Source organism: Roseibium aggregatum, assembly GCF_014692675.1.
Taxonomy (GTDB): Bacteria; Pseudomonadota; Alphaproteobacteria; order Rhizobiales; family Stappiaceae; genus Roseibium; species Roseibium aggregatum_C.
In genome coordinates this window covers 100,367-126,635 of record NZ_JABFCZ010000011.1, presented here as the reverse complement: position 1 = coordinate 126,635, position 26,269 = coordinate 100,367, and the positions used below count along the sequence as shown (strand labels likewise).

The window sequence follows — 26,269 nt, the reverse complement described above, 5'->3', positions numbered from 1 at the left end:
ATATCTGTTGCTGTCCGGCGTGACGTCAAGAAAACAGGACCGCCGACAGCTTCCGCCGTCCATAATTGGTCGCCGGCTCCTTGGCGCCCCAGGCTTCGAAAAACTGCAGAAGCTGCTTGCGCGCGCCGTCCTCGTTCCATTCCCGGTCGCGGCGGACGATTTCGATCAGCTGATCGACCGCCCCGGTCCTGTCGCCGTTGCCGTTCAGGCCCAGTGCCAGATCGAACCGGGCCTGATGATCGAGCGGGTCCTTGGCAAGGCGTTCCTCGAACTCCGAAAGATCTCCGAGCGCCTCCGCCTGTTCGGCCAGGTCCAGAGCGGCCTTGGCCGCCATATAGGCGGCATCGCTCTGCTTGTCCGCGGGCACCATCTCCAGTGCCTGTTTGGCGCGTTCGACCTCGTTCACGCTGAGGTAGCACTGAGCCAGTCCGGAAATGGCGCGGACATTGTCCGGCTCCGCCTGCATGGCTGCGCCGAAAAGCTGGGCTGCCTGTCCGAAGTCCTTGGCTTCAAGCAGCGCCTCGGCCTGCTCCAGGAACTGGTCCGCCTGGCTGACCGGGGCCGCGCCGCCGAGCTTTTCGATGAACGCCTTCACCTGGCTTTCCGACTGGGCGCCCATGAAGCCGTCGACCGGCTGTCCGTCCTTGAAGGCAATGACGGCCGGGATCGACTGGATGCCCATCTGGCCGGCCACTTCCGGATGTTCGTCGATGTTCATCTTGGCAAGCTTGACCGCGCCCTTGGCCGCCGTCACCGCAGCCTCGATCACCGGCGTCAGCTGACGGCACGGGCCGCACCACGGCGCCCAGAAGTCGACCAGGACCGGTTGGGTTTTCGAGGCCTCGATCACGTCCTGCATGAAGCTCTGGGTGGAGACTTCCTTGATCAGGTCGCCGGCTTCCCCAGTTCCGTTGCCAGCACCGTTACCGGTACCGCCGCCATTTCCGCCGCCGAAGCTTCCGCCCATGCCTCCGCCGAAACTGCCGCCGAATTGGCCGCCCACGGAATAATTGCCAGTGTTCATCGTCTATGCCTCAATTTTTCAGACGCCGCGGTTTCCCGGGCGTTTATCCGCTGCTGCGGCGCTTTCGGATGCGTGTCCCGCACACGCCGCAAGTTGTCCCTAACATGGCCCCGTCAGGGCCGAATTACAAACCCGCCGATTGCGCTTCTTCGCTGACCGCCAGCACCTGCGGTTCGTGGCCGCAGCCCCTGGCGAAAGCAAGCAGATCGTCGCGCGAAATCGTTGTCGTCGCATCGTTCGACAAGGGGTGAAAATTCAGGATGTCGTGGCGCATCATCGCCGCGTCGAAAACCGGCGTGACCCGGTGCGCCTCGCGGTCGTTGATCAGGGTAAACGGCGTCACCGACCCCGGTGTGACGCCCAGGACCTCCATCAGCAAATCCGCATTGCCGAAGGACACACGCCCCTGCCCGCCGATCAACTGATGGATCTTCTTCAGATCGATGGTGGCGTCATGCAGGGCGACGACCAGGAACAGCCGGCCCTTCTTGTCCTTCAAAAACAGGTTCTTGGTATGCCCGCCTTCGATCAGCTCGTGCAGGTCGCCGGATTCCGCCACGGTAAAGACCGGCTCATGGTCCACGGTAGTGACCTTGATCCCGAGGCTGTCGAAAAATTCCATCAGGTCGTCGCGGCTGGCAGGCATCAAGGTCCCCTAAAAATTTTACTCATCTCCTGCGCTGTCTAACCCGAACCGGCCCGCGTCTCAAGAACGCCATTGCGGCTACAGGCCCCGATTTCCCTTGATCTTCCCTTGACCCTGCGCCGATGCATCCACAAAAGATCCACAATGGAGGTCGCAAAAAATTTTGCTGAATTTGCCTGTTGCAATCCGTCCCGGCTTGGTCCATATACTGCGCACCTCGCCGACGGACGGCGCTGATGAAGCGACGCGGTCGGACAAAAATGCGGGTGTAGCTCAGGGGTAGAGCACAACCTTGCCAAGGTTGGGGTCGTGGGTTCGAATCCCATCGCCCGCTCCAAATTCCAAAACAAAAGCCGCGGATCTCCGCGGCTTTTGTTGTTTCTGGCCCATTGTATCTCAACCCCCAAAAACTTCCAAAGGCGCCGCGGAATGAACCGGCTGCCGATCTGTAGGCGCATTGCTCCGAAGGACTGTTTTTGTCTGCAGGCCGGCCGCTCTCGTCCCAGTCAACAACGACACGCCCGGTAATCCGGCCTGCGTGTTTCTGCGTATCTCCTGTACGATCACAGGAGGGTTCGATGCAAAATCTCAACACTGGCAATTGGAATTTTCGTTGTCTGCTCGTTGGCGCCATCGTCTCGGTCGCCTTGATGTCTCCGCCAAGCCTGGTGTCGGCACGGGCGGATCTTGGCGTGGCGGCAAATCATGTGCCCTCGGCGGACCTGGTGGGAAAGGGACGCCTCACCTTCCTGGGTTTCAAGGTGTTTGATGCCGAGCTTCACGCACCGGGTGGAACCTATTCGCCAACAGAGCCGTTCGCCTTGAAGCTGACCTATCTCCGCAACTTCAAGGGCAGTGCCATTGCCAAGAGGTCTGCCGACGAGATGCGCAAGCAGGGTGCGTCGGAGCGAGAACTGGAAAAATGGATCCCGCAGATGGAAGCGATCTTTCCGAACGTTTCCGCAGGGCAGTCCATCACAGGCGTAAGGACGTCATCCGGCAACGCCGCCTTTTATCTTGGCAACCGGAGAATAGGTACGATTTCCGACGCGGCCTTCACCAGGCACTTCTTTTCCATCTGGCTCGGGGACCGCACGGGAAACCCTGAACTGCGCGCCAAACTGGTTGGCGTGGACTCGTGAACGACGCAGACGCGTCACTGCTCCAATCCGCATCGGCGGACCGATCGTCTTGTCGGGATCCGGCAACTCAAACGCGGATCCCGGCCAAGGCGCTGCTGACCTATGGCGCCCTTGCCTTTCCCCTGTCCTCCGCGGGACTGCCGATCTATCTCCATGCGCCCGACTTTTATGCGGTCACACTGGCCCAGCCCTTGGCAAGCCTGGGTCTGGTCCTGCTCGCGCTGCGCCTGATCGATGCCGTCCAGGATCCGCTGATCGGAAGTCTCAGCGACCGTTTTCATGCCCGCAGACCGGCTATCTTGCTGGCCGGAACGGTGATGCTGGGAGGCGGCTTCTGGATGCTGTTTCATCCGATCGCATCAGCTCCCCTCACCTGGTTTGCCGTTTCGGTCCTGATATGCACCACGGGCTTTTCCGTCGTAACCATCAATCTTCAGACCCTCGGCGGCTTGTGGAAGACGTCCCCGGCTGAGCGGACGCGGATCACCGGCGGCCGGGAGGCGCTCGGGCTCCTGGGCCTGCTGGCCGCCGCGATCACTCCGACCTTGCTGACACAGTGGACCGGACAAACGCTTGCCTTTCACTATCTCACCCTTGCGTATCTGCCTCTGCTCGCCGGCGCCTTCTTTCTTTTGATGGTGTGGTTGAAGTCGGCAAGGCTGTCTCTGCCATCGACAACCTCCCCGCCGGAAAGTTGGCGAACAATGCTTAAAGACCGTTGGCGAGCGACTTTTTTCTCCCTGGTGCTGCTGAACACCTTCGCCAGCGCCATTCCAGCGGTTCTGGTGCTGTTTTTCGTCCGAGACAGACTGGGGGCCGAAGCCCTTACGGGACTGTTCCTTCTGATCTACTTCCTGGCCGGCACGGCCTCCATGCCACTATGGATCCGCCTTGCTGCCGGATTTGGAAAAGTTCGGGCCTGGCAACTGTCGCTCGGCCTCGCCGTGGTCACGTTCATCTGGGCGGCCTTGCTGGGGCGCGGGGACCTGGCGGCCTACGCCGTCGTTTGCGGCCTGTCCGGACTTGCGCTCGGTGCGGACCTGGCGCTGCCGCCGGCACTGCTCGCCGATCATATCGAGGCGGACAAGCGCCAGGGCGAAGCGTCTCGCCTGTTTTCGTTCATGGCGTTCTTGTCAAAGTCATCTCTGGCCGCGGCCACGGGCATGGCCCTGCCCATCCTGGGCCTGCTCGGATACGCACCGGGGAACGAAATGACGCCGCAACTCGACCGGGTTCTCAGCCTGGCCTATGCCGCCTTGCCTTGCACCTTGAAAGTCGCGGCCCTGATCGGGCTATTGATGGCGGAAAACACGCTCACGTCCCGTTTCCGCACAGACCAGTCATCCGCTAACGATCAAACTGGATCTCTCAGGTGAGGCTGATCAAAACTCCGGAACCATTTTCCGGGTTTACCGTTCAATCCGCCAACCCGTTCGGAAACCTTTTCACCGCCTTGCGCTGGACCCGCAGCCAGGTCTGGCCGTCGAAGGCCTTGCCCGGCAGGAAGTCGACCCGGAGACCGCGCCGGATACATTGGGCCTCTATCCAGGCAGGGCTGTGGCGCACGATGCCAGCTTCCGTGGACTCGTGGCTGGTGCCGACCCAGACGTCGCCTTTGTAATCAGGCTCGGCGTCGGTCGGGGCGAGATAGGAGGCCAGGAATATGGCGTGGTCCTCGGAATTGTTGATGAAGCCGTCCAGCATGGTTTCGATGTGCCCCTTGGCGCAATGGGTCCAGATGGAACCGGCAAGAAACATGTCGAAGGTCCGGCCGAAGACGGACAGGTCGAAATCCGCATTGTAGTCGAAGCGCGGCGCCTTGTGGTCGAGCATGTCCTTGTCGAACAGGGTTTCCAGCCCCCATTTGACCCGGTCGCGATGGGGTTCGATGCCGCAATAGGCGCCGCTATCGAGGAAGCGGATCAGCCAGTAGGCGGTCCGGAGACAGCCGCAGCCGATTTCGCAAAGCCTCGTTTCCGGTGCCAGGCCTTCCCGGAGAAGGGCGATGAATTGCCGGCGGCCGCCCTCGTCGAACCGATGGGTCGGAACGCCGAGAAAGCCTTGGGCTTGAGCCATTTTCTCGCCGAGGCGCTGAACATCAGACATATGGGAAATCCAGTTTCAAGAAAGAGCCACCGGGGGACCCGGTTATGCCGGTGCCGGCATTAAAGGGGATCCGGCCCGGCATGACCAGTCCGCCTTTACCCCCTGATGGCCTGACCTGGGCACCCGGAGTTTTCTGATGAGTTTGCCGGATGGCGATGATATGTCATTGTCAAATTTCAGTAAAAAGACGCTAGGGTATTTTTGGTGACAACATGCAGAAAAGCTTGGAAGAGCGGTTTCCGGACGTCCTGTTTTACAACGCCGGCCTGACCGAGGTTCAGGACAATGTCGTCATCGGGGCAGGCTCGCGCGTCGGGTCGATGACGATCGTTCACCGGGACGCCCGGGTGGGAACCGGAACGACGATCGGATCCCATTGCAACATCTGCGCCTGCACCATCGGCAACAACGTCTCGATCCAGACCGCCTGCCACATCACCCGCGGCGTCACGGTCGAGGACGACGTCTTCATCGGGCCGCATGTCGTTACCCTGAACGACAAGCTGAAGGGCGATCCGATGATTTACCCCTATATCGAAAAGGGTGCGAAAATCGGCGGCGGCAGCACGATCCTTCCCGGCGTGCGGATCGGGGCAAACGCAGTTGTGGGCGCCGGCAGCGTGGTGACGAAAGACGTCCCGCCCGGCGCGCTGGTCGTCGGCAATCCGGCCCGGATCAGGCAGCCTGCTCCCGACGCCCCGGCATAGCGTTCGCCATGAAGGACCTCATTCTCAATCTTGCGCCGACGGGAATGGTTCCGACCAGGGACATGTCGCCCCATGTTCCCATTTCGCCGCAGGAGATCATCGCCGATTGCCGGCGCTGCGCCGATCTCGGCGCGACGATCCTGCATGTGCACGCCCGTGACGAGAGCGGAAAGCCGACCTGGCGCAAGGAGGTCTATGCCCGGATTATCGGCGGCATCCGGGAGACCCATCCGGATGTGATCATCTGCGTGTCACTGAGCGGGCGGAACTTTCCGGAATTTAAACACCGCAGCGATCCGCTGTTTCTGGAAGGCGACCTCAAGCCGGACATGGCGAGCCTGACCCTTGCCTCGATGAATTTCGCCCGGAACGAAAGCGTGAACGCCCCGGACATGGTGACACGGCTTGCCGAAACCATGGCCGAGCGCGGGATACGCCCCGAGCTCGAGGTGTTCGATGCCGGGATGGTCAACTACGCCAATTACCTGGCCGACCGGGGCATCCTGACCGGGCCCCACTATTTCAATATTCTGCTCGGCAACCTCGCCAGTGCGCAGGCGACACCGCTCCATCTGGCCGCCATCACCCAAGACCTGCCCGATAACGCTTACTGGTGCGCCGGCGGTATCGGCGCCGCACAGCTTGCCGCGAACGCCCTGGGGCTGCTGTTCGGAAACGGGGTGCGGGTCGGACTGGAGGATTTTCTCTGGCTGGATGCCGAGCGCAAACAACCGGCAACGAACGCGCAGATGGTGGGGAGAATCCGGCAACTCGGCACAACCTTCGGCAAGTCGTTCGCCAGTGCGGGCCAGGTGCGCGAAGCACTCGGGATCGGCCGCCATGACGCCTGAGACCCGTCCGCTGCGCATCCTGATGACCAACAACACCCTGAGCCTTCGGGCCGGGTCGGAGCTTTATCTGAGGGACCTTGCGATCTCCTTCATGAAGCGCGGGCATTTTCCTGTCGCCTACAGCCGGACGCTCGGTGCGGTGGCAAACGAGCTGCGCGCCGCCACGATCCCCGTGATCGACGACCTGAACGAGATGGCGATTGCCCCGGACATCATCCACGGCCAGCATCACCTGGAAACCATGACCGCCGCGACGCATTTCCCGCACGTGCCGGTCGTCTACACCTGTCACGGCTGGGTTCCCTGGCCGGAACTGCCGCCGGCCTTTCCCAACATCATGAGATACGTCGCCGTCGACGACCTGTGCCGGGAACGCCTGCTGACGACCCACGGCATCGAACCGGAACAAATCACCACGCTTTACAATTTCGTCGATCTCAAGCGGTTTCACCGGGTGCGCGAACTGCCGGAAAAACCGGGTTCCGCATTGGTCTTCAGCAATACAAGGCCCGAGATCCCGCAAGCCATAAGGCAAGCCTGCGACCGGCTCGGGATCGACAAGGTTGATATCGTCGGTCAGGCTTCCGGCAATGCGGTGGCGCACCCGGAAATGATCCTTGCCGATTATGACATCGTATTCGCCAAGGCACGCTCGGCAATCGAGGCAATGGCGTCCGGATGCGCTGTCGTGGTCGCCGACAAGGAACGCCTCGCCGGGATGGTCACGCCGGAGAACCTGGCAACCTTCCAGGGCCTGAATTTCGGCATTCGAACCCTGCAGCAGCAGGCGTTTACCAGCGACAATGTGGAACGCGAACTGAAGCTCTATAATGCGGCCGCTGCAGGCAGGGTCACGCAGGCGATCCGCTCCAGCGCCGACATGGAGGCTGTTGCCGACGCCTGGATCGGCTTGTACCGCAATGCCATCGACCGCTGGCGGGAGCTGGGCCCGGCCATTACGGACGAAGCGCGGTTTGCCGCGATCTCGGAGTATCTTGCCGGCGCGCTGTCGCCGCGCATCAAGGCGGCCGACCAGAACATCCGCGACCGGAAAAACGCCGAGGCGGAATTGGCCCGCGTGTCCAGGGAAGCGGAGAAGGTTCCCGAGCTTGAAAAAAAGCTCCGGAACGAAAGGGCCGAGCACGAAAAGGAGCTGGCAGCGGCCCGGAGCAAATCGAACCAAATCAAGTCGTCGAAACTGAAATTCATTCTTGGCAGGCTGAAGCTTTGAACACGATCGTTTCCTCTCCCCTCCAGCGGCTTCCGGTCCGGGTTCTTTTGATCGGCCTCGGACGGATGGGGCAGTTGCATCTGAAGTGCCTGTCCGGACTGACGTCAGTCGATTTGGCCGGCGTGGTCGATACCGACGCAGGCAGGGCAGGCGCCGCGAACGGCCTGCGCTTTTCCTCCGACCCCGCCGATTTTGCCGGCGAATTCGATGCCGCGATCATCGCCGTTCCGGCTGACAACCATGCCGAAGTTGCCCTGCCGCTCCTCGCCAGGGGCGTGAATTGCCTGGTCGAAAAGCCCCTGGCGCTCAGTTCCGGCGAGATCGGGAAAATGATCGCCGCGGCACGCGCAGGCGGCGCGGTTCTCGCCGTCGGACAGGTGGAGCGTTTCAACCCGCAAATTGAAAACTGCACCGCCCGGCTTGGCAGGCAGGCGGGCGATATTCGCGTCGAACGCCTGTCTCAAGGGTCCGGTGCGCCCGGCGAAGCGGATGTGATTTCCGACCTGATGATCCACGATCTGGACTGGATCATCAGGCACGAAGGCTCCACCGATTGCGCGATCGATCTGCTGGAGACCCGCGGACCGGTTGACCGCCTTGAATACGTCCGGTGCCGTCTGGACTTCGGACCGCGCAGGTACGATCTGAGCGCCGGTCACGGTGAAGATTGCCGGAAAAGGACGGTCCAAATTTCGGCGGCAGACGGCGTGGCGGAGGACTACGATCTTCTCGACTTCATGTGCGGAAAACGCCTCGACCCGCTGACGCGGCAGGCCCAGGCCTTTGTAGACGCCTGCCACGGCGGAGAGACTGAACTGGCAACCGCATCCGACGCTCTGGCCGTTTATCATCTGATCGAGCGCATCCGCGCGCTTGGCGATCCCGTGCTTGAACCCGCCGAGAGATTTGCGTGACGCCGAAAGTCCCCTTCGTTGATCTTTCCGCCGAGTGGGAACCTGTCCGCGCCGAGGCGCTCAGACGCATCGCAGACGTCTTCGACCACGGCCGGTTTGTCGCCGGTCCGGAGGTTGCCGAACTCGAACAGCGGCTTGCAGCGACTGTCGGGTCGAACTTCGCCATAAGCTGCGCCTCCGGAACGACCGCCCTCCTCATGGCGATGATGGCGCTCGGCATCGGGCCGGGCGACGAGGTCATCGTTCCGGCCTTCACCTTCATTGCACCTGCGGAATGCGCCCTGATCCTGGGCGCCTCGCCCGTCCTTGTGGACGTGCAGGTGCCGTCCGGGCTCATCGACCCCGATGCTCTTGAAGCGGCAATCACGCCCCGGACCAGGGCCATCGTCGCCGTTTCGCTTTTCGGATTGCCAGCCGACTTCGACAGGATCAATGAAATAGCAGCACGTAAGGGTGTCCCGGTGATCGAGGATGCCGCCCAGAGCCTGGGCGCAACCCGGAACGGCAAATCCAGCGGAACGCTGGCCGGGATCGGCTGCACCAGCTTCTTTCCCACCAAGGCGCTGGGAGGCGCCGGTGACGGCGGCGCGCTTTTTACCGATGACGCGGACACGGCGAAGCGGTTGGCCGAAATCCGCGACCACGGACAATCCGGCAAATATCATCATGTCCGCACCGGCCTGAACGGCCGGCTCGGTTCCATGGCTGCCGCCGCTCTTCTTGTCCGGCTGGAAATGTTCGAACCGCTGCTGGAAAAGCGCCGCCACATCGGCCGGACCTATGACCGGCTGCTCGGCGATGCCCGCAGGTCCGGTCTGCTGGATTTCGTGACGGATGAGGGGATCGGGCACAGCGCACGATCCCAATATGCGGTCGTGGTCAAGGATCGCGAGAACGTCGCGAAATCGCTGGAAGCCGCCGGCATTCAGACGGCAGTCCATTATCCGCAGGCGCTTCACCGGCAACCGGTTCTGCAGGACTGCCGCTGTTCGGGATCGCTCGAAAATGCATTGGCAATGGCGGAGAAGGTGCTGTGCCTGCCGATCCATCCGGCCCTGAGCGACGATCAGGTGGACTTTGTCGCTGAGACCTTGTGCAAAGCGCTCACGAAATGAATCAGGTGTCGGGCGGCTGTTTGGCGTACAAGGCCTATTCCGGGGTGCGGGTCCCGTTTTACACAATCACTTCATGGGACCTTGACCTCAGACAAGGTGACTGATCAGGTGCGAATGGCATAGTCTGCCGGGGGTTATCCTGAAAATCCCGTTCAGGCAGCGACGAGGGAGAGTTTGCTTTGACAGGCTGGAACACGCTCAAACGCACCGGATTTGCAGCAGTCATCACCGCCATGGCCGCCGGTCCGGGTTTTGCGGCAGATGCAGACCACGGCAAGGAACTCGCCCTTCAGTGGTGTTCGGCCTGCCACCTTGTCTCCAACGATCAGGAAAAGGTCAGCGGCGCTTCCGTGCCGAGCTTCTACGACGTTGCCAAGGCGCCCGGTTTCGACGAGGAGGGGCTGAAGATCTTTCTCGCCGATCCCCATCCCAAGATGCCGAACATGACGCTTTCCAACGGCGAGATCGCGGATATCGCGCGCTACATCAGCTCGCTTTCCGAATAGCCTCTAGAATTCGAAACACGCGCGGACGGCGGCATGAAACGAGCCGTCTTCCGCGAGCGTGCCCTCGTCCAGCACCTCGTCGGCCAGGTCGTCGTTGAAAACCTCGATATCCCGCATCCGGCTGAATAGCGCCGGGCTTGCCAGGATGTGATCCAGCGCCTGCCCGCGGCCCTTGTGAATGACGGTCCGGCGCAGTTCCGGCGGCAGGGCCGCATCGAGCTGAAAGAGCTGGCGGTTCGCCAGATCCGGGTTGCCGGTGTCGTCCGGATCGGCCAACAGCAGGCGCAGCGCGGTGGAATCCTCCGTGGCGTTGAAATCGCCGGCAACCGCGATCAGCGGCTCGGGGTGACGATCGAACAGACCGTCTATTTTCAGGCGCAGGTCGAGCGCCTGCACCGTCCGCATCATGGAGGCCAGAAAATAACCCTCTGCCCACGCCGGCACATTTTTCCAGACCTTGGGCGCCGTCTTGCCCCCCGGGATCGGGGCTGCGATCGGTGCGCGCAGATGAACCGCAAACAGGTGAAGCGGCGTCTCTCCTCCGATATCGAGCGTCAGTTCCAGGACCGGACGGTCAAAGGAAAGCGCTTCCGGCGCGTCCATGGCCGGGCTCGCATGATCCGGCTGCCACAGCGGCACATGCATGGCGGCCTCGTGGTGGATCCTGCTTTCAAGAACGGGAAACCGACTCAGCACGACGAGATTGTGCCGGTCGCCGGGGGACGGGGCATCGGGCCGTGTCGTGGTCACCGCGTGAAACGTCTCATAAGGCGTCCCGGCAAGAAGCGCATCGAGCGCCAGGAATTTCCGTTCGCTTTCGCCGGGAAGCTTCTGCGCGTTGACCTCCTGCAGGCAGAGGATATCGGCTTCCAGTTCCAGAAGTTTCGGGCGTAATGCCCTGATCCTCGGCTCCAGCCGCTCCGCCTTGAACTTGTCATCCCCGAAGGATTCAATGTTGAACGTGGCCAGCCGGATCAAGGGTTTCTTCCACAACGTTCGGGTTTCGTTTTTTCGAGACACAGTCTCTGACCATAGCCTTGCCCGACAGCCGGTGATAGGACAAGGCACTGGTTTTTTAGATGAGATCCCGATGAGCGAATCAGACTGCCCCTGCGGCTCGGGCCGCAGCCTGTCCGCCTGTTGCGGCCCCTGTCTCGCCGGCGAACGCGTTCCGGAAACGGCCGAGGCCCTAATGCGCTCGCGCTACACGGCTTATGTGCTTCAGCAGATCGATTACCTGAAAGACACGCTCTGGCCGAAGGAGCAGGCACGTTTCGATTTTGCCGGCACGGCGCGATGGGCCGCGGAGAACCACTGGACCGGCCTGACGGTTCTGAAAACGGAAAAGGGCACGGCGGAAGACCGGGAAGGCACGGTTCTGTTCGAAGCGAAGTTCCTTGCCGGCGTCAGGTTCAACACCCACCGGGAACTCAGCCGCTTTCGCAAGAAGGCCGGACGCTGGTATTACGTTGAGGCCCTGCCCGAAAGTCAGGCCTGAAACCCGTCCGAAGCTTGCCAAGAATGGAGAAAACCCATGCAATTCGCCGGCTATCCCAGCCTGGAAAACCGCGTCGTCTTCGTGACCGGCGGCGCGTCGGGCATCGGCGCGGAAGTGGTCAGAGCCTTTGCCGACCAGGGCTCAAAAGTGGGCTTCGTCGATCTGGATGAGAAAAACGGCACGGCGCTCGCCGCGGAACTTGGCGGCAACGTTCATTTCATCGCCTGCGACCTGCGCGACATCGATGCGCTGAAAGCGGCCTTTGCCGGGCTTGAGGCGGCGATCGGACCGGCGGAAGTCCTGGTCAACAACGCCGCCCGTGACGACCGCCACGGCTGGCAGGACGTGACGCCCGACTATTACGACGAGCGGATCGCCACCAACCTGCGTCACATGTTCTTCGCCATCCAGGCGGTCGCGCCGGGCATGATCGCCGCCGGCAAGGGCTCGATCATCAACTTCGGCTCCAATTCCTGGTTCGAGGCGGTCGGCGGCATGCCTGTCTACACCACCGCCAAGGCCGCCGTGCACGGCATGACCCGCTCCTTTGCCCGCGACCTCGGCCGACATCGCATCCGGGTGAACACGGTGGTGCCGGGCTGGGTCATGACCGAGCGCCAGAAGGAACTCTGGACCACGCCGGAGAAGCTGGACCGGCAGCGCGAAAGCCAGTGCCTGCCGGACCTGATCGAACCGGTCTACCTCGCCCGCATGGTCCTGTTTCTCGCCTCCGACGACGCCGCCATGTGCACGGCCAACAACTACATGGTCGAGGCCGGATCGATCTGAGGCGAAGCCGTCCCAATAAGACGGGACGGATATCCGGAATGATTAGGCTATTCGTCATCCGGATCCGGAGTAAGAGGATGCTGCCTGCCGTGCCTGATCGAGATGACCTCGATCAGGTCGTCTGAGCAGACATAGTCCAGCAGATAATCTCCGGCCACCAGCGTTCGGGCACCCGGGATGGGCAGGCTTCGCCAATCATTACCAAGATCGGGGAAGCGCAGTAGATTACGGCGCGCTTCCTGAATGACGACAAGAAAATCCTGGGCGGCTTTGGGGCTGTGAGCACGCAGATACTTAGCCTCGGATCTTAGGGTCAGGATCCAATAATTTTACACATTCTGCGGGAGTGGCTTTGTCTGCAGACAAGGCAGAGAGCCGCAGGAAACCATCCGGTTTTCAAGGGTCTCTAACGCTGTCAGGAGGCAAAGACGCCCCGCCCTACGGGTTTGCCAGGGAAGGCCGGCCTGACCGCAAAATCGAGCTTGGATAGAAACAACCTGTCCTGCGCTCGCTCTTACGCTCATTCCAACCTTCCCTGGCAAACAGAATGAGCAAAATTATTGGATCCTGACCCTAGATAATCCGCAGCCTACGACGACAGGCGTATGCGCATCAGGCGACCTTGCCGGCCACAATCTGCTCGATGTCACGAATGACGTCGTCCATATCCTCATGCCGGCCTGCGTCGATTTGCTTTCGACCGTTCTTGAACGCCAGAATGTCTGCACCTTCATTGAGAAGATAGGTCTTCAAGGCGCGAACGATCACCCAACTGCGAGTCCGTTCGGTCATTTCGGCAATCTCATCGATCGATGACAGGACATCGACGGGGATTCGGGTGGCAATGGGATCGGATAATGGGGATTTGGCCATGCAAGCCTCCTTTTGTAATACATCGTATAACAGAATTGAGTTCCTTTCACCAAACCTCCCAAAACACCGGACAGCGCTCGGTGGGTTTCAATGAAAATTCCGGCCGCCGGGCAGGGCCTTCAGGGTCTGGCGCGGCACCTCGGGCGCCAGGTCCTGCCGGAGTTCCGGCACGTCCCTGACAAGCTGGGCCAGGCGGCTCGCCGGCTTGATCTTTTCCGACAGCTCGATCACCGGGCGCTTGACCTCGTCCGCGCGGGCAAGACCGGCATTTTCGATGGCCATGTCCGACAGGCGGGCCAAGAGCGGCGTGGCGTCCTCCACATGATCCGCCACCACATGGATGACGCCGGATTCCGACTGCAGCTTGCCAGTTACCTTCAGGAACCGCACGCCCATGATCAGGGGGCGGTATTTCTCGAAGGCCTTCGGCCAGACGATGATATTGGCGACACCGCCCTCGTCCTCCAGCGTGAGGAAGATGACACCCTTGGCCGAACCCGGGCGCTGGCGCACCAGGACGAGACCGGCCACCGTCACCACCCGGCCCGAGCGGATCCGATCCAGATCCTTGCAGGGCAGGACCCGCATCTCCGACAGGGCGCCGCGCACGAAGGACACCGGATGGGCTTTCAGGGACAGGCTTAAGGCACGGTAATCGGCCATGACATGGGCGCCGGGCAACATCGGCGGCAGGTCCGCATCCGGCTCGGGACGAAGATCGGCAAGGCGGGCCGTGTCGAACAGCGGCAGGCGGTCGCGCGCAACACCCCTTTCAAGTCCCTGCGCCGCCCACAGCGCCGTGCGCCGGTCGAGCCCGAGCGAGCGGAAGGCGTCCGCCTCCGCCAGGCGCATGATGACCTGCCGGCCAAGCCCGGTCCTCAGCCAGAGATCGCGAACCGAATCGTAACCCTGCCCGCGCAGGGCGATGATCGCGCCGACATCCTCTTCCCTCAGGCCCTTCACCATGCGCAGGCCGAGCCGCACGGCCTTGGTCGACCAGACCACGTCCTTCATCTCGCCATGCCTGCGGTGGAGATGACGGGCCGCCTCCATGCCCGGTTCCAGCATCGCGTTCCAGCCGGACAGGTTGACGTCGGCCTCGCGCACTTCCACCCCGTGCTCGCGGGCGTCGCGCACCAGCTGGGCCGGGGCGTAAAAACCCATGGGCTGGGAATTCAGCAGCGCGGCACAGAAGACATCCGGATAATGCGCCTTGATCCAGGCCGACGCATAGACGAGCAGGGCGAAACTGGCCGCATGGCTTTCCGGAAAGCCGTATTCGCCGAAGCCCTCGATCTGGCGGAAGCAGCGCTCGGCGAACTCCCGCTCATAGCCGTTTTGAACCATGCCCTCGATCATCTTGGTCTGGAAGGTGCCGATGGTGCCGACCCGGCGGAAGGTCGCCATCGCCCGGCGCAGACGGTCCGCCTCGCCGGGGGTGAAGCCCGCCGCGACGATGGCGATCTTCATCGCCTGCTCCTGGAAGAGCGGCACGCCCATGGTCTTGCCGAGCACCTCTTCCAGGGCCTTCGACGGATAGCTGACCTGCTCCAGCCCCTGCCGGCGGCGCAGATAGGGATGCACCATGTCCCCCTGGATCGGCCCGGGACGCACGATCGCCACTTCGATGACGAGATCGTAGAAGGAGCGCGGGCGAAGCCGCGGCAGCATGGTCATCTGTGCCCGGCTTTCCACCTGGAAGACGCCGATGGAATCGGCCCGGCACAGCATGTCGTAGACCTCCGGTTCCTCCGCCGGAATGCGGGCAATGGAGTAATCGACACCATACTCCGCGCGCAGCATCTCCAGCGCCTTGCGGATCGCCGACAGCATGCCGAGCGCCAGGATGTCGATCTTCAGGATGCCGAGGGAATCCAGATCGTCCTTGTCCCATTCGATCACCGTGCGGTCTTCCATGGCCGCATTCTGGATCGGCACCACCTCGTCGAGCCGGCCGCGGGTGATGACGAAGCCGCCCACATGCTGGGAGAGGTGCCGCGGAAACCCGATCAGGATCCTGGCGCAGGCAAGCATTTGCGTCAGCAGCGGGTCGGCCGGGTCCATGCCGGCCTCGCGCACCTGGGTGTCCTCCGTGCCCGCGGACGAGCGGCCCCAGACGGTGCCGGACAGCGCACCGATGGCATCCTCCGACAGACCGAAGACCTTGCCGACCTCCCTCAGGGCCGAGCGGGAACGATAGGTGATCACGGTGGCCGCAAGCCCGGCCCGTTCGCGACCGTATTTCTCATAGATGTACTGGATCACCTCCTCGCGCCGCTCATGCTCGAAATCGACGTCGATATCCGGCGGCTCGCGCCGTTCCGGCGAGATGAACCGCTCGAACAGGAGATCGGCCCGTTCCGGATCCACTTCCGTGATGCCGATGCAGAAACAGACGGCGGAATTCGCCGCCGAGCCGCGCCCCTGGCAGAGGATGCCTTGCGAGCGGGCAAAGCGGACGATGTCGTAGACGGTCAGGAAGTAGGGCGCATACTGCAGCTGTTCGACCAGGGCCAGTTCATGGGCGACGGCCTTTTTGACCTTCTCCGGCGCTCCGGCCGGGTAGCGCCGGCGCATGCCCTCCTCCGCCAGCCGCTCCAGCTCCGCCTGGGGCGTGGCGCTCTCGCCCGCGGGTTCTTCCGGGTATTCATAGGCAAGATCGTCGAGGGAGAAGGACACCTCGTCCAGGATCTTCAGGCTTTCGCGCAAAGCGCCGGGGACGGCCTCGAACAGGCGCGCCATCTCCTCGGCATCCTTCAGATGGCGTTCCGCATTGACCTGCAGCTTCCGCCCCGCCGTCTCCAGCCGTTCGTGCAGGCGGATGCAGGTGACCACATCCTGCAAGGGGCGCCGCCCCGGCGCATGATAGAGCACGTCGTTGGTCGTCAGGAGCGGCACGCCGCACGCCTCGGCAAGCTCGGCGGCAAGCTGCAGCCGCCGCCGGTCGGAGGGGCCGCGCGGCAGGGCACAGGCCAGCCGCACGGATGGGCCGAAGTCTTGCCTGAGCCGCGTGAGAACACGTGTCACGTCATCGGCCTCCGGCAGACCGGCCGGCAGGACCAGCGCCATGGGAAAGCCCTCTTCCAGAACCGCCAGGTCGTCCGCAACCAGATGGCACTCCCCCTTGGGCGCGCGCCGGTTTCCGGTGGTGAGCAGCCGGGTCAGGCGGCCATAGGCCTCCCGGTCCCGGGGCCAGACGATCAGGTCCGGCGTTCCGTCCAGGAAGGCGAGCCGGCAGCCCGGGACAAAGCGCAGGCCCACTTCCTTGGCCGCCATATGCGCCCGGACCACGCCGGCCATGGAATTGCGGTCGCACACGGCCAGCCCGGACAGTCCGAGCGCGCCGGCGGTCATGGCCAGTTCTTCGGGATGGGACGCGCCGCGCAGGAAGGAAAAATTGCTTGCCGTACACAGTTCGGCAAAGGCGGGAGTAGAATCTCCGATCATGCGAACACCCCGTGCAGATACCAGCGCGGGGTCGCCGTTTCGCGGGCGTAAAGCCCCTCCCGGTAAAGCCAGAACCGCCGGCCGGCGTCATCCTCGATGCGAAAATAATCCCGGGTCACGCCCTCTCTGGTCAACGGTGGCGCGTCCGGCGCCCCCACCCACCAGGGCGGGGCGATCCGCTCCGGACCTTCCGAGCGGACCACCCGGTAAAGCGTACGCCGCCAGCGAAACCGGAGCGGCGGACCTTCCGGCACCATGGCGATGGCGTCCACCTGTTCCGCCGGATCGAGCAGCCGCAAGGGACGTTCAAGAGGCATCTCGGAGCTCTGCCGGGCCTGCAGGAGCCCCACCTCGCCCGAAGCCCCGAGACCGAGATCGTCGCAGCCCAGAACCACGGAGGAAAACCCGGTCCAGGCGAGCGCGTCTTCGCGCACGGCGGCAGCCGGCACCAGCGCTGTCTGGGATTCCGGCAAATGCCGGTCCACAGGCAGAAGCCGGGTGACCCGGTCAAGCCCGAGCCGCGCGCCGAGCCGGTCGATCAGGCCTGCCAGATCGGCTTCGGCCTCCGCCACGCCCTGCCCGCCGAGATCGAGCTGGGCCGGGTCCTCGTCCTGCGCTTCCAGCACCGCAAGACGCACGAGATCGTAGCCATACCCGGCATCGAGCACGCTTTCGTCCGCTTTCAGTTTTTCGGCGAAGAGCGCCAGGATCCGTTTCGGCACCCGCAACGGCCGGCTGGTGCCGACGGCAAGCTTCTGAACCGCGCCGTCGACCCGAAACAGCGCCAGTTCGAAGGCCCGACCGCCCTGGCACCGCCGTTCCAGCGCGTCCGAGAGCTGGCCGGCCAGCGACAGGGCGACCGCGCTGACGTCCTCCAGACGGCCGATCGGTTCGAAAAACCGGCGTTCGGCCATGATCAGGGGGGCTGCGAACCGGGGCGAGATCGGTTCGCCCTCCCGGCCGAACGCCTGGTCCAGGCGCCGCACCGGCGCGGGCCCGAACCGGTTGGCCAGTGGCGCGCGCGGCCGCGTTGCGATATCGCCGATCCGGCTCAGCCCGACCCGCTCCAGCCCTTCGACCGCTTCCGCGTCGAGCCGCAGGGCGGCAAGCGGCAGGGACGCCAGCGCCTGTTCCTGCTGTCCGGAGGCAATCGACCCGCCGTCGCCATAGCGGGCGACCGCCCAGGCAGCTCCGGGCGTATCGGCAATGGCACCGCGCACGGCAAAGCCCTGCCGTTCCAGTCGGTCAAGCGCATCGGCCAGCATCGCCTCTTCGCCGCCGAAAAGATGGGCACAGCCGGTGATATCGAGGAACAGCCCGTCGTCCCCGTCAATCGCCACCAGCGGCGTGTAGCGGTCGCACCAGTCAGCCACAAAGCCGAGCAGGAGGGCATCTTCCCGGGGAGCGGCCTCTTCCGCCAGCAGCGACGGCACCCGGGCCCGGGCATCCGCCAGAGCCTCGCCGGAGCGCAGGCCCAGCGCGCGCGCCGACGCCGTCAGACAGGTGATCCGCTGTGCATTGCGGATTTTCGCGACCACCGCCAGCGGCGGCACGGCCTCAACCGGCCGCGGGGAAGTCGATCCGCTGTCCGGTGCTCTCCGGACCCGCCACGACGGTCCCATCGTCCGGCGCAGAATCCGGTCGCAGGCCAGTTCCGGAAACCAGAGCGACAGAACGCGCTGGCGCGGCAAAACGCCTTTCTGCATGTCTCCACTCCAGGTCAAGACGGCCGGACCGGCCGTCGCGGTTTCGGGTCAGGTCCACGATCCAGGCGGCCTCGCCGATCGCCTCATGCGGTCCGGCGCGCAAAAGCGCCGGAGCCTGCGAACGTCCGGGGGTGACGCACCACCGGGTCAGAGCCGCCGTCGGCTCGAACGCGGCCCCGTGGCGCACCAGGAACACCGGCACGCCGCTTGCCTGGGCCCGCAGCAGAAGCCGGCGGGTCGCCGTCAGGTCGAGCGCCTTCTGCGCGCCCTGCACCTCGCCGACCACAGCCGCCAGGACGGACGAACGCGCGCCTTCCTCCATCGCCCATAAAAGCTCTTCGGTGCGGCGCGGCCGAACGGCGATCAGGCGGGCCGGATCGACGCCGAAACGAGAGAGGCCCGGCCCGTGCAGCAGCCCGGCTTCCCGGCCGGCAAGCGGGTCCAGAACCCAGAGTACGGCCCCGGAACGGGCCGTCATTACCCGGGCAAGCAGCGCAAGGGCAAAGCCCGACAAGGCCCCCGCATCCCGGCTTTCGCCGCTCACCACCTCATGCAGGGTGCCGCAGGCAAGTCCGCCCGCGGCAAACAGCCCGTCCAGCGCGTCGAGACCGAAGGACAGGCGGACCGGTTCCGGCCCCTGCTTTACGGCGGCAAAAGCAGGGGCCGGACCAAGCTGCCCGTTGAAGGGGAGGCCTCCCTCAAGGGCCGCGATGCGGCGGCGCAGCTCGGCAAGATCAGTCCGGTTTTCCGGCCGGATTTCTGTTTTGTTCTCAGGCCGGCTTTCTCGCCGGTTTTCTGGCGATCTGGGCACAGTCCATCCAATCACTTTGGATTTTGTTCTCTCTTTGTTCTTATAGATTCCGAATCCCGGACGCAGAGTCAAGAGCCTTTGCGAAACGGACCGAAGCAATGTGCAATACCGCAAGGGAATCCTCCCGAAACCTCTCACGGAGGTTTGATCGCCCGAAGAGCGTTTCAAAGCCACGGAATCTTAAGTCCCTCGTGTCATAACAGCGCCGGATAACGATCGGGGACTCCTCTTTGCGCCAATTCGCCACGACCTGGACACAGCGACTGCAGCACATGCCGGCCCTGCGGCCGGCCGCAGACATGCTGACCCAGATCCTCGATGCCCTTCGCGACCCGGCAGACGGCAGCGGCGGTGCGAGCCGCATGGCCCTGTCCACCTTTGCGATCCGCGTCGGCGGCGCGGCCCTTGCCTATGTCTCCCAGATCATCCTCGCCCGCCTGATGGGCGCCCATGACTACGGCATCTTTTCCGTGGCCTGGACCTGGATTGTGGTTCTCGGCGTCATGGCCTGCAGCGGATTTTCCTCCTCCTCCACCCGCTTCGTGCCGGAATACAGCGAAACCGGAGACATGGACCGCCTGCGCGGCTTTCTGCTCGCCAGCCGCACCATCGCATTCCTGGGCGCAAGCCTCGTCGCAGGCGCCGCGATCGCCGTGGTCTTCCTGCTCCACTCGAGGATCGATTCCCAGTATACGCTGCCGATGGTCATCGTCCTCCTGGCCCTGCCCATGTTCGCCTTCGGCGGCGTTCTGGACGGTATTGCCCGCTCCTACGACTGGCCGTCGCTGGCCATGCTGCCGACCTATATCTGGCGGCCCGGCGCGATTCTCGCCTTCCTGCTTGTCTTCATCCTGATCGGCCAGCCCGCCACCGCCCTGACCGCGGCCTTTGCCGCCGTTGCCGCCACATGGGCCATCGCGATCTATCAGCAGATCAGGCTGGCCGGACGGCTCACCACCCGGATCCCGAAAGGCCCCCGCCGCCTGGAACTCGGTACCTGGTTCGCCATTTCCCTGCCCATGCTCATGGTGGAAGGTTTCTTCCAGCTGATCACCAGCGCGGACGTGATCATGGTCAGTTTCTGGCGCGATCCGGACGAAGTGGCGGTCTATTTCGCCGCCTCCAAGACGCTGGCGCTGGTGCATTTCGTCTATTTCGCCGTCCGCGCCGCCTCCGCGCACCGGTTCTCCCGCTTCGTCACCACGGATGACCGCGAAGGCCTTGCCGCCTATGTGCACAAGGCGACCACTTGGACCTTCTGGCCGTCGCTAGCCACCGGTCTTGCCGTCCTGATCGCGGCCCCCGTGCTGCTCAGCCTGTTCGGCAAGGACTTTACCGCAGGCCTCCCCCTGATTGCGGTCCTGCTGGTGGGCATTCTGGCGCGCGCCTCCGTCGGACCGGTCGATGCCCTTCTCAACATGAGCGGCAACCAGAAGAGCTGCGCCCTCATCTATGCCGCCACCTTTGCGGTCAACGTGGGTTTGAACTTCGCCCTCATCCCGCATCTCGGCCTGATGGGTGCAGCCCTTGGAACCAGTCTCGCGATCATCTTCGAGGCAACCTGCCTGACCGTTTCCGCCCGCAGGAACCTGGGCGTCCAGACCTTCATCCTGCCGCTCATCCTGAACCGGAAGGGAACGGAGGCTTGAGCGCACCCGATCTTCCGGCAGTTGGCAATCTCGAACCGATTGTCATCGACCCGGTGCATCCCGGCGACCGGCTCAGCGCCTGGCAGGCCCTGGCCGAAAGCGCCGCCGACCCCAATCCGTTCTTCGGCCCCGACTTCCTCATGCCCTTTCTGGAAGACATGGGACCGGCAAATGTCCGCCTGTGCGCGGTCACGGACAAACGGACCGGCCGCTGGATGATGGCCGCTCCCTTCGGTCCCCGCCGCCTCGGTCTCGGCATCCCGGCGGCAACGGCCTGGGCTACGGAATACGGCCCCCTGGGCACGCCCCTTCTGGACCGGACCGCACCCGCGGAAACCGGCGAGATCTTTCTGAAACTGGCGACACAGGCGGTCGGGCTTCCCCTGGTGGCCATCCCCTATCTGCCGCTCGATTGCGCCGCCGCTCCGCTCCTGAAGACCGCCGCCTGGCACCCGAGGGACGCCCATCCGGAAGCGCGCGCCGGCCATGACGGCGGAGCGGAAGGCGAACGGCAATTCACCAAGGCCTTCAGCGGCAAGAGGCGCAAGGAGCTGCCCCGTCTGGTCCGCCGCCTGTCCGAACAGGGCGAGGTCCGCCTGGAAAGCGTCCGAGGCGAGGACGCCGTCCGCATGTTCGAAACCTTCATGGAGCTGGAAGCCTCGGGCTGGAAGGGAAAGAAAGGTACGGCCCTCCTGAACGACCCGGCCTCAACCCAATTCGCCCGCAGGATGATTGCCGCGCGCGCCAGATCGGACGGGGTGCGGATCGACGTCTTTTCGGTCTCCGGCAAGGCGATCGCCATGCTGGTCATCCTGCTTGAGGGCAATCACGCCTTTTCCTGGAAGATCGCCTTCGACGAGGATTATGCGCATTTTTCACCCGGCAGCCAGGTGACCCTTTATGCGCTGGAGAAAAACCTGCAGGACAAACAGCTGAAGGGCGCCGATTCGCTCGCCGTTCCGGGACACCGGATGATCGAGCCCCTCTGGCGCGGCCGGGTCCGCTACGCCACCCTGCTGTGCGCCGCCTCCCCCGCCGGACGCCTCCTGCAGCTGGCCGGACACCTGGATCTTTCGCTGGAACGCGACCTGCGCCGCCTCGCCCGCAGGCTTCTCAGGCACCAGGGATAAGTCGCCCTCACCCCTCGGTACGCGCCCTTTCCCGGAGGATCCGGCGGATGACCTTGCCGGTCGTTGTCATCGGCAGGTCGGGAACGAATTCGATCTCGCGGGGATATTCATGGGCGGACAGCCGCTTTCTCACGAAGGTCCGGATCTCGTCCTCCAGGGCCTTGTCGGCCGCCACACCGTCCTTGAGCACCACATAGGCCTTGACGATTTCGGTCCGCAGCGGATCGGGCTTGCCGATGGCGGCCGACAGCTGCACCGCCGGATGCATCAGCAGGCAGTCCTCGATTTCACCGGGGCCGATCCGGTAGCTGGCCGACGTGATCACATCGTCGTCGCGGCCGACGAAATGGACGTAGCCGTCCTCGTCCTGCAGCCCCTGGTCGCCGGTGATCATCCAGTCGCCGATGAATTTCTCTTCCGTCGCCTCGGGCTTGTTCCAGTATTCCAGGAACATCACCGGATCGGGCCGCCTGACCGCGATCTGGCCGAGCGTTTCCGGCGGCAGGACGTTGCCATCGTCATCGATGATCGCCACCTCGTGGCCCGGGATCGCCTTGCCGATCGCGCCCGACCGGGACACCCCACATGCCGCGCAGGAGCCGAGCACTGCGTTGCATTCCGTCTGGCCGTAGAACTCGTTGACCTGGAACCCGAACTCCCCGGCAAACCAGTCGTAGGTCTCCCGGCCAAGAGCCTCGCCGGCAGAGCCGACGCTGCGCAGTTTCAAATCGAAGCGGCTTGCCGGACGTTCGACCGCCCTGAGCATCTTCAGCGCCGTCGGCGGGATAAAGGCATTGCGCACCCCTTCATCCGCCATCAGCCGGAAGGCGCGCTCGGGATCGAACTTGCGGAAGGCGAAGGAGACGACCGGCACGCCGAAATGCAGCGCCGGGAACAGCGCGTTCAAGAGCCCCCCGGCCCACGCCCAGTCCGCCGGCGTCCAGAACAGATCGCCCGCCTGGGGCATGAAATCCTGCGACATCTGGATGCCCGGCAGGTGACCCGGCAACACCAGGTGACCGTGCAGCACCCCCTTCGGCTGGCCGGTGGTGCCGGAGGTGTAGATCATCATCGCCGGATCGTCCGGGGTCGTTTGCAAAGTTTCGAACCGGTCGGAGGCGGCCTCTGCCAGGGCGTCGAAGCTCTCGACGCCGCTTTCCGGCCCGTCGATGGAAACCACCAGACCCAGGCCGGGAATGTCGCCCCGGATCTCCGCCAGTTTTTCCAGACCTGCCGTATCGGTCACCAGGGCCCGGGCACCGGAATCGTTCAGCCGGTATTTCAGCGCCTCCAGGCCGAACAGCGCCGCCAGCGGCACGGCGATGGCGCCGATCTTGTAGATCGCCAGATGGGCGATCGCCGTCTGCGGCGCCTGCGGCAGCAGCAGCGCGACCCGGTCGCCCCGGGCAATCCCCTTTGCGGCAAGGGAATTGGCGAAGCGGTTGGCCGCGCGCGCAAGCTCCAGATAGCTCCAGGCCTCTGCGCGTCCGTCTTCACGGAGATGGCGAATGGCGAGGCGGTCGGGATCTTCCGCGGCCCACCGGTCGCAGACGCTGGTCGCGATGTTGTAAGTCCCGGGTATCTGCCAGCGGAAATTGGCGAGGAGAGTATCGTAGTCTCCGGCCTGCTTGAACATTCCGTAGTCCGTTGCTGATTTATTGTGCAGCGGAGCCTACTCCTGCCGGTGCTGCAGTGCAATAGAGGCGGTGCGAGAGGGTAAATCCGACCGATCAGACGATATTCCGGCAAGCACGCCGTCCGCCCCCGGCCCGGTTTTTCTTTCCCTTTTCGGCCAGTCTTGTTAGAAGCCTGCCATCGCCTTCGGGCGATGACCGGTCGCAGCCTACCCGGTCCCAGCGAAAACAAGGGTCAAACATCTTGAAAACACTCGTCATCTGCTCCGGCGGACTGGATTCCGTCACGCTCGCCCATAAGGTCGCGCGCGAAAACGAGCTCGTCGGCCTCGTCTCCTTCGACTACGGCCAGCGGCATAAAAAGGAACTGGCCTTCGCCAGGGCCTGCGCCGAGGAACTCGGCACCGAACACACCCTGATCGACATCGCCAATGTCGGCCGCCAGCTCACCGGCTCGGCCCTGACCGACGACGTCGATGTGCCCGACGGCCATTACGCCGAAGACAGCATGAAGATCACGGTGGTTCCGAACCGCAACGCCATCATGATGGCGATCGCTTTCGGCATTGCCGCCTCGCGCGGCGCCGATGCGGTGGCCGCTGCTGTTCACGGCGGCGACCACTTCATCTACCCCGACTGCCGCCCCGGTTTCGTCGAGGCGTTCGAAACCATGCAGCGCCATGCGCTGGAAGGCCTGGGCGAGATCCGCTTCTATGCACCGTTCGTGCACCGGACCAAGGCCGACATTGCCGCCGAGGGCCTGAGGCTTGGCGTCGATTTCACCAAGACCTGGTCCTGCTACAAGGGCGGCGAGCACCATTGCGGGCGTTGCGGCACCTGCGTCGAACGGCGCGAGGCGTTCCATCTCGCCGGCGGCGAGGATCCGACCGTCTACGAGGATCCGGAGTTCTGGAAAGCCGCCTGCCATGTTTAGGATCCACAAGGAATTCCATTTCTCCGCCTCTCACCGGCTGGTCGGCCTGGCGGAGGACCACCCCTGCGCGCGCTTTCATGGCCACAACTATGTGGTCGAGGTCGAACTGCAGTCGGAAACCCTCGACAGCACCGGCTTCGTCCGCGACTACCGGGATCTCGGTGCTTTCAAGAGCTACATCGACGACACCCTCGACCACCGGCACCTGAACGACGTGCTCGGCGACGATCAGGTTACCGCCGAACGGATGGCAAAACACTTCTATGACTGGTGCAGGGCGCGCTGGCCGGAAGTGAGTGCGGTTCGGGTCAAGGAAACGCCGAAAACCTGTGCGGAGTACCGGCCATGACAACGCCCGAGACGATCCGCATCAGCGAGATCTTCGGCCCGACGATCCAGGGCGAAGGCGCGCTGATCGGCAAGCCCACGGTCTTCGTGCGCACCGGCGGCTGCGACTACCGCTGTTCCTGGTGTGACACGTTGCATGCCGTCAGCAGCCGATACCGCAGCGAATGGAAACCCATGACCGCGGCCGAGGTTTTCAGCCGTGTGGAGGCGCTTTCCGGCGGCTCGCCGCTGACCGTATCCCTGTCCGGCGGCAATCCGGCGATCCAGCCGCTTGGGCAACTGATCGACCTCGGCCGCGCCAAAGGCTATCATTTTGCCCTGGAAACCCAGGGAAGCGTGGCCAAAGACTGGTTCGCAAGGCTCGATGTCCTGATGCTCAGTCCCAAACCGCCGTCGAGCGGCATGGAACCCGACTGGCAGATGCTTGCGGACTGTATCGAAACGGCGGGCGACATTGAGGTCGCACTGAAAATCGTCGTCTTCGACGATGAAGACTACGCCTTTGCCCGAACCGTGGCCGAACGACTTCCCGGACTGCCCGTTTACCTGCAGCCCGGCAATCACACCCCGCCGATGATCTGGGAGGACGACACCCCTCTCGACCTGGACGGCATCATGGACCGCATGCGCTGGCTGGTCGACACGGTCACCCGGGACCGCTGGTTCGACGCCACCGTCCTGCCGCAACTTCACACACTCATCTGGGGCAACCTTCGCGGAGTATGAAATGACCGACAAAAGCATCTACGAAAACCTGACCCAGCTCGGCGGCCAGACCGAACAGCCCCAGTCCCCGGAAGAGGCGGTTCTGGAAAAGGTGCCCAATCCGCAGGAAGGCACGGACTACATGGTCCGCTTTACGGCGCCGGAATTCACCTCGCTCTGTCCGATCACCGGCCAGCCGGACTTCGCCCACCTGATGATAGACTACGTGCCGGACAAATGGCTGGTGGAGAGCAAATCGCTGAAGCTTTTCCTGGTCTCGTTCCGCAACCACGGCGCCTTCCACGAGGACTGCACAGTCTCCATCGCCAAGCGCCTGGTCGACCTCTTGGAGCCCAAGTGGCTCCGGATCGGCGGCTACTGGTATCCGCGCGGCGGCATCCCGATCGATGTCTTCTACCAGACCGGTCCGGTCCCCGATGGGGTGTGGATCCCCGAACAGGGCGTCGCGCCTTACCGCGGACGTGGGTGAGGCCTGTCCGGCG

26 protein-coding genes and 1 tRNA gene are annotated in these 26,269 nt (G+C 63.8%); 17 read left to right on the top strand and 10 right to left on the bottom strand.

Translation table 11 applies throughout. The annotated features are described in order from the left end of the window. Nucleotides 1-25: 25 nt before the first annotated feature. Both trxA and HK439_RS11500 read right to left on the bottom strand, forming a co-directional pair. Nucleotides 26-967, bottom strand: coding sequence for a thioredoxin (gene trxA, locus HK439_RS11505; protein WP_209011748.1), 942 nt, complete (start codon nt 965-967; stop codon nt 26-28). 181 nt (nt 968-1,148) lie between these two features. Beyond that, nucleotides 1,149-1,670 carry a prolyl-tRNA synthetase associated domain-containing protein gene (locus HK439_RS11500; protein ID WP_190291641.1) on the bottom strand — a complete coding sequence of 174 codons (522 nt, stop codon included), beginning with the start codon at nt 1,668-1,670 and terminating at the stop codon, nt 1,149-1,151. Nucleotides 1,671-1,932: 262 nt separating this feature from the next. Here HK439_RS11500 and HK439_RS11495 point away from each other — a divergent pair. From HK439_RS11495 to HK439_RS11485, 3 genes are all read left to right on the top strand, one after another. Next, nucleotides 1,933-2,007: transfer RNA gene (locus tag HK439_RS11495), tRNA-Gly, on the top strand. A 241-nt stretch (nt 2,008-2,248) separates the two neighbouring features. Then, nucleotides 2,249-2,812 (top strand): chalcone isomerase family protein, encoded by a 564-nt coding sequence (locus tag HK439_RS11490; RefSeq protein ID WP_190291640.1) that lies wholly within the window; start codon nt 2,249-2,251, stop codon nt 2,810-2,812. Then, on the top strand, nt 2,809-4,188 hold the full coding sequence (locus HK439_RS11485; RefSeq protein ID WP_209011733.1) for an MFS transporter: 1,380 nt from the start codon (nt 2,809-2,811) through the stop codon (nt 4,186-4,188). Before HK439_RS11490 ends, HK439_RS11485 begins: the two co-directional genes overlap by 4 nt. Nucleotides 4,189-4,228: 40 nt before the next feature. Here the strand turns inward: HK439_RS11485 and HK439_RS11480 are convergent, their stop codons facing one another. Then, the gene (locus HK439_RS11480; RefSeq protein WP_190291639.1) at nt 4,229-4,918 is read right to left on the bottom strand and encodes a hypothetical protein; all 690 of its coding nucleotides are present in this window, start codon (nt 4,916-4,918) and stop codon (nt 4,229-4,231) included. 212 nt (nt 4,919-5,130) lie between these two features. On the opposite strand from HK439_RS11480, the gene HK439_RS27350 reads away from it, so the two are divergent. The 6 genes from HK439_RS27350 to HK439_RS11450 all read left to right on the top strand — a co-directional run bounded on the left by HK439_RS27350 (nt 5,131) and on the right by HK439_RS11450 (nt 10,242). After that, nucleotides 5,131-5,625 (top strand): acyltransferase, encoded by a 495-nt coding sequence (locus HK439_RS27350; protein WP_190291638.1) that lies wholly within the window; start codon nt 5,131-5,133, stop codon nt 5,623-5,625. Between the two features lie 8 nt (nt 5,626-5,633). Beyond that, the gene (locus tag HK439_RS11470; RefSeq protein ID WP_190291637.1) at nt 5,634-6,476 is read left to right on the top strand and encodes a 3-keto-5-aminohexanoate cleavage protein; all 843 of its coding nucleotides are present in this window, start codon (nt 5,634-5,636) and stop codon (nt 6,474-6,476) included. Continuing rightward, complete coding sequence (locus HK439_RS11465) at nt 6,466-7,707, top strand: glycosyltransferase (RefSeq protein WP_190291636.1); 1,242 nt, start codon at nt 6,466-6,468, stop codon at nt 7,705-7,707. Before HK439_RS11470 ends, HK439_RS11465 begins: the two co-directional genes overlap by 11 nt. Next, nucleotides 7,704-8,621, top strand: coding sequence for a Gfo/Idh/MocA family protein (locus HK439_RS11460; RefSeq protein WP_190291635.1), 918 nt, complete (start codon nt 7,704-7,706; stop codon nt 8,619-8,621). The genes HK439_RS11465 and HK439_RS11460 overlap by 4 nt, the downstream gene beginning before the upstream one ends. Then, complete coding sequence (locus tag HK439_RS11455; RefSeq protein WP_190291634.1) at nt 8,618-9,736, top strand: DegT/DnrJ/EryC1/StrS family aminotransferase; 1,119 nt, start codon at nt 8,618-8,620, stop codon at nt 9,734-9,736. Before HK439_RS11460 ends, HK439_RS11455 begins: the two co-directional genes overlap by 4 nt. Nucleotides 9,737-9,915: 179 nt before the next feature. After that, nucleotides 9,916-10,242: a c-type cytochrome gene (locus HK439_RS11450; protein ID WP_235987807.1), complete on the top strand. Its 327-nt coding sequence runs from the start codon at nt 9,916-9,918 to the stop codon at nt 10,240-10,242. A 3-nt stretch (nt 10,243-10,245) separates the two neighbouring features. On the opposite strand, the gene HK439_RS11445 is transcribed toward HK439_RS11450, so the two are convergent. Continuing rightward, nucleotides 10,246-11,220 (bottom strand): endonuclease/exonuclease/phosphatase family protein, encoded by a 975-nt coding sequence (locus HK439_RS11445; RefSeq protein WP_209011732.1) that lies wholly within the window; start codon nt 11,218-11,220, stop codon nt 10,246-10,248. A 112-nt stretch (nt 11,221-11,332) separates the two neighbouring features. Between HK439_RS11445 and HK439_RS11440 the strand changes: the two genes are divergently transcribed. Further along, nucleotides 11,333-11,740: a YchJ family protein gene (locus tag HK439_RS11440; protein WP_190291633.1), complete on the top strand. Its 408-nt coding sequence runs from the start codon at nt 11,333-11,335 to the stop codon at nt 11,738-11,740. A gap of 36 nt (nt 11,741-11,776) precedes the next feature. After that, nucleotides 11,777-12,529, top strand: a complete 753-nt coding sequence (locus HK439_RS11435) for an SDR family NAD(P)-dependent oxidoreductase (RefSeq protein ID WP_190291632.1) — start codon at nt 11,777-11,779, stop codon at nt 12,527-12,529. Between the two features lie 47 nt (nt 12,530-12,576). Here the strand turns inward: HK439_RS11435 and HK439_RS27345 are convergent, their stop codons facing one another. From HK439_RS27345 to HK439_RS27240, 5 genes are all read right to left on the bottom strand, one after another. Further along, entirely contained in the window at nt 12,577-12,846 is a 270-nt protein-coding gene (locus tag HK439_RS27345; RefSeq protein ID WP_209011747.1) for a type II toxin-antitoxin system RelE/ParE family toxin, read from the bottom strand. Nucleotides 12,847-13,141: 295 nt separating this feature from the next. After that, the gene (locus HK439_RS11425; RefSeq protein ID WP_190291631.1) at nt 13,142-13,402 is read right to left on the bottom strand and encodes a CopG family ribbon-helix-helix protein; all 261 of its coding nucleotides are present in this window, start codon (nt 13,400-13,402) and stop codon (nt 13,142-13,144) included. A gap of 87 nt (nt 13,403-13,489) precedes the next feature. Beyond that, nucleotides 13,490-16,849, bottom strand: coding sequence for an error-prone DNA polymerase (locus HK439_RS11420; protein WP_190291630.1), 3,360 nt, complete (start codon nt 16,847-16,849; stop codon nt 13,490-13,492). Next, nucleotides 16,846-18,471, bottom strand: coding sequence for a DNA polymerase Y family protein (locus HK439_RS11415; protein WP_328804142.1), 1,626 nt, complete (start codon nt 18,469-18,471; stop codon nt 16,846-16,848). The genes HK439_RS11420 and HK439_RS11415 overlap by 4 nt, the downstream gene beginning before the upstream one ends. Further along, nucleotides 18,407-19,366 carry an inducible mutagenesis protein A gene (locus tag HK439_RS27240; protein WP_328804139.1) on the bottom strand — a complete coding sequence of 320 codons (960 nt, stop codon included), beginning with the start codon at nt 19,364-19,366 and terminating at the stop codon, nt 18,407-18,409. The genes HK439_RS11415 and HK439_RS27240 overlap by 65 nt, the downstream gene beginning before the upstream one ends. Before the next feature lie 230 nt (nt 19,367-19,596). Between HK439_RS27240 and HK439_RS11410 the strand changes: the two genes are divergently transcribed. Continuing rightward, nucleotides 19,597-21,015: a lipopolysaccharide biosynthesis protein gene (locus tag HK439_RS11410; RefSeq protein ID WP_209011731.1), complete on the top strand. Its 1,419-nt coding sequence runs from the start codon at nt 19,597-19,599 to the stop codon at nt 21,013-21,015. Beyond that, nucleotides 21,012-22,145, top strand: a complete 1,134-nt coding sequence (locus HK439_RS11405; RefSeq protein WP_190291628.1) for a GNAT family N-acetyltransferase — start codon at nt 21,012-21,014, stop codon at nt 22,143-22,145. Before HK439_RS11410 ends, HK439_RS11405 begins: the two co-directional genes overlap by 4 nt. A 7-nt stretch (nt 22,146-22,152) precedes the next feature. Here the strand turns inward: HK439_RS11405 and HK439_RS11400 are convergent, their stop codons facing one another. After that, complete coding sequence (locus tag HK439_RS11400) at nt 22,153-23,781, bottom strand: acyl-CoA synthetase (RefSeq protein WP_190291627.1); 1,629 nt, start codon at nt 23,779-23,781, stop codon at nt 22,153-22,155. A 242-nt stretch (nt 23,782-24,023) separates the two neighbouring features. Between HK439_RS11400 and queC the strand changes: the two genes are divergently transcribed. From queC to queF, 4 genes are read left to right on the top strand one after another with little or no spacing between them, the layout of a single operon-like run. Next, nucleotides 24,024-24,713, top strand: a complete 690-nt coding sequence (gene queC / locus HK439_RS11395) for a 7-cyano-7-deazaguanine synthase QueC (RefSeq protein ID WP_190291626.1) — start codon at nt 24,024-24,026, stop codon at nt 24,711-24,713. Then, the gene (gene queD / locus HK439_RS11390; protein WP_190291625.1) at nt 24,706-25,062 is read left to right on the top strand and encodes a 6-carboxytetrahydropterin synthase QueD; all 357 of its coding nucleotides are present in this window, start codon (nt 24,706-24,708) and stop codon (nt 25,060-25,062) included. Before queC ends, queD begins: the two co-directional genes overlap by 8 nt. Beyond that, the gene (gene queE, locus HK439_RS11385) at nt 25,059-25,787 is read left to right on the top strand and encodes a 7-carboxy-7-deazaguanine synthase QueE (protein WP_190291624.1); all 729 of its coding nucleotides are present in this window, start codon (nt 25,059-25,061) and stop codon (nt 25,785-25,787) included. The genes queD and queE overlap by 4 nt, the downstream gene beginning before the upstream one ends. A gap of 1 nt (nt 25,788) precedes the next feature. Further along, on the top strand, nt 25,789-26,256 hold the full coding sequence (gene queF, locus HK439_RS11380) for a preQ(1) synthase (protein WP_190291623.1): 468 nt from the start codon (nt 25,789-25,791) through the stop codon (nt 26,254-26,256). Nucleotides 26,257-26,269 lie beyond the last annotated feature (13 nt).

Coding starts and splice junctions, on each gene's coding strand:
- HK439_RS11465 (WP_190291636.1), top strand. CDS start 6,466: ATGACGCCTGAGACCCGTCCGCTGCGCATCCTGATGACCAACAACACC.
- queE (WP_190291624.1), top strand. CDS start 25,059: ATGACAACGCCCGAGACGATCCGCATCAGCGAGATCTTCGGCCCGACG.
- queF (WP_190291623.1), top strand. CDS start 25,789: ATGACCGACAAAAGCATCTACGAAAACCTGACCCAGCTCGGCGGCCAG.
- HK439_RS11440 (WP_190291633.1), top strand. CDS start 11,333: ATGAGCGAATCAGACTGCCCCTGCGGCTCGGGCCGCAGCCTGTCCGCC.
- HK439_RS11415 (WP_328804142.1), bottom strand. CDS start 18,471: ATGGGACCGTCGTGGCGGGTCCGGAGAGCACCGGACAGCGGATCGACT.
- HK439_RS11420 (WP_190291630.1), bottom strand. CDS start 16,849: ATGATCGGAGATTCTACTCCCGCCTTTGCCGAACTGTGTACGGCAAGC.
- HK439_RS11425 (WP_190291631.1), bottom strand. CDS start 13,402: ATGGCCAAATCCCCATTATCCGATCCCATTGCCACCCGAATCCCCGTC.
- HK439_RS11400 (WP_190291627.1), bottom strand. CDS start 23,781: ATGTTCAAGCAGGCCGGAGACTACGATACTCTCCTCGCCAATTTCCGC.
- HK439_RS11435 (WP_190291632.1), top strand. CDS start 11,777: ATGCAATTCGCCGGCTATCCCAGCCTGGAAAACCGCGTCGTCTTCGTG.
- HK439_RS27350 (WP_190291638.1), top strand. CDS start 5,131: ATGCAGAAAAGCTTGGAAGAGCGGTTTCCGGACGTCCTGTTTTACAAC.
- HK439_RS11480 (WP_190291639.1), bottom strand. CDS start 4,918: ATGTCTGATGTTCAGCGCCTCGGCGAGAAAATGGCTCAAGCCCAAGGC.
- HK439_RS11470 (WP_190291637.1), top strand. CDS start 5,634: ATGAAGGACCTCATTCTCAATCTTGCGCCGACGGGAATGGTTCCGACC.
- queD (WP_190291625.1), top strand. CDS start 24,706: ATGTTTAGGATCCACAAGGAATTCCATTTCTCCGCCTCTCACCGGCTG.
- trxA (WP_209011748.1), bottom strand. CDS start 967: ATGGGCGGAAGCTTCGGCGGCGGAAATGGCGGCGGTACCGGTAACGGT.
- HK439_RS11500 (WP_190291641.1), bottom strand. CDS start 1,670: ATGCCTGCCAGCCGCGACGACCTGATGGAATTTTTCGACAGCCTCGGG.
- HK439_RS11490 (WP_190291640.1), top strand. CDS start 2,249: ATGCAAAATCTCAACACTGGCAATTGGAATTTTCGTTGTCTGCTCGTT.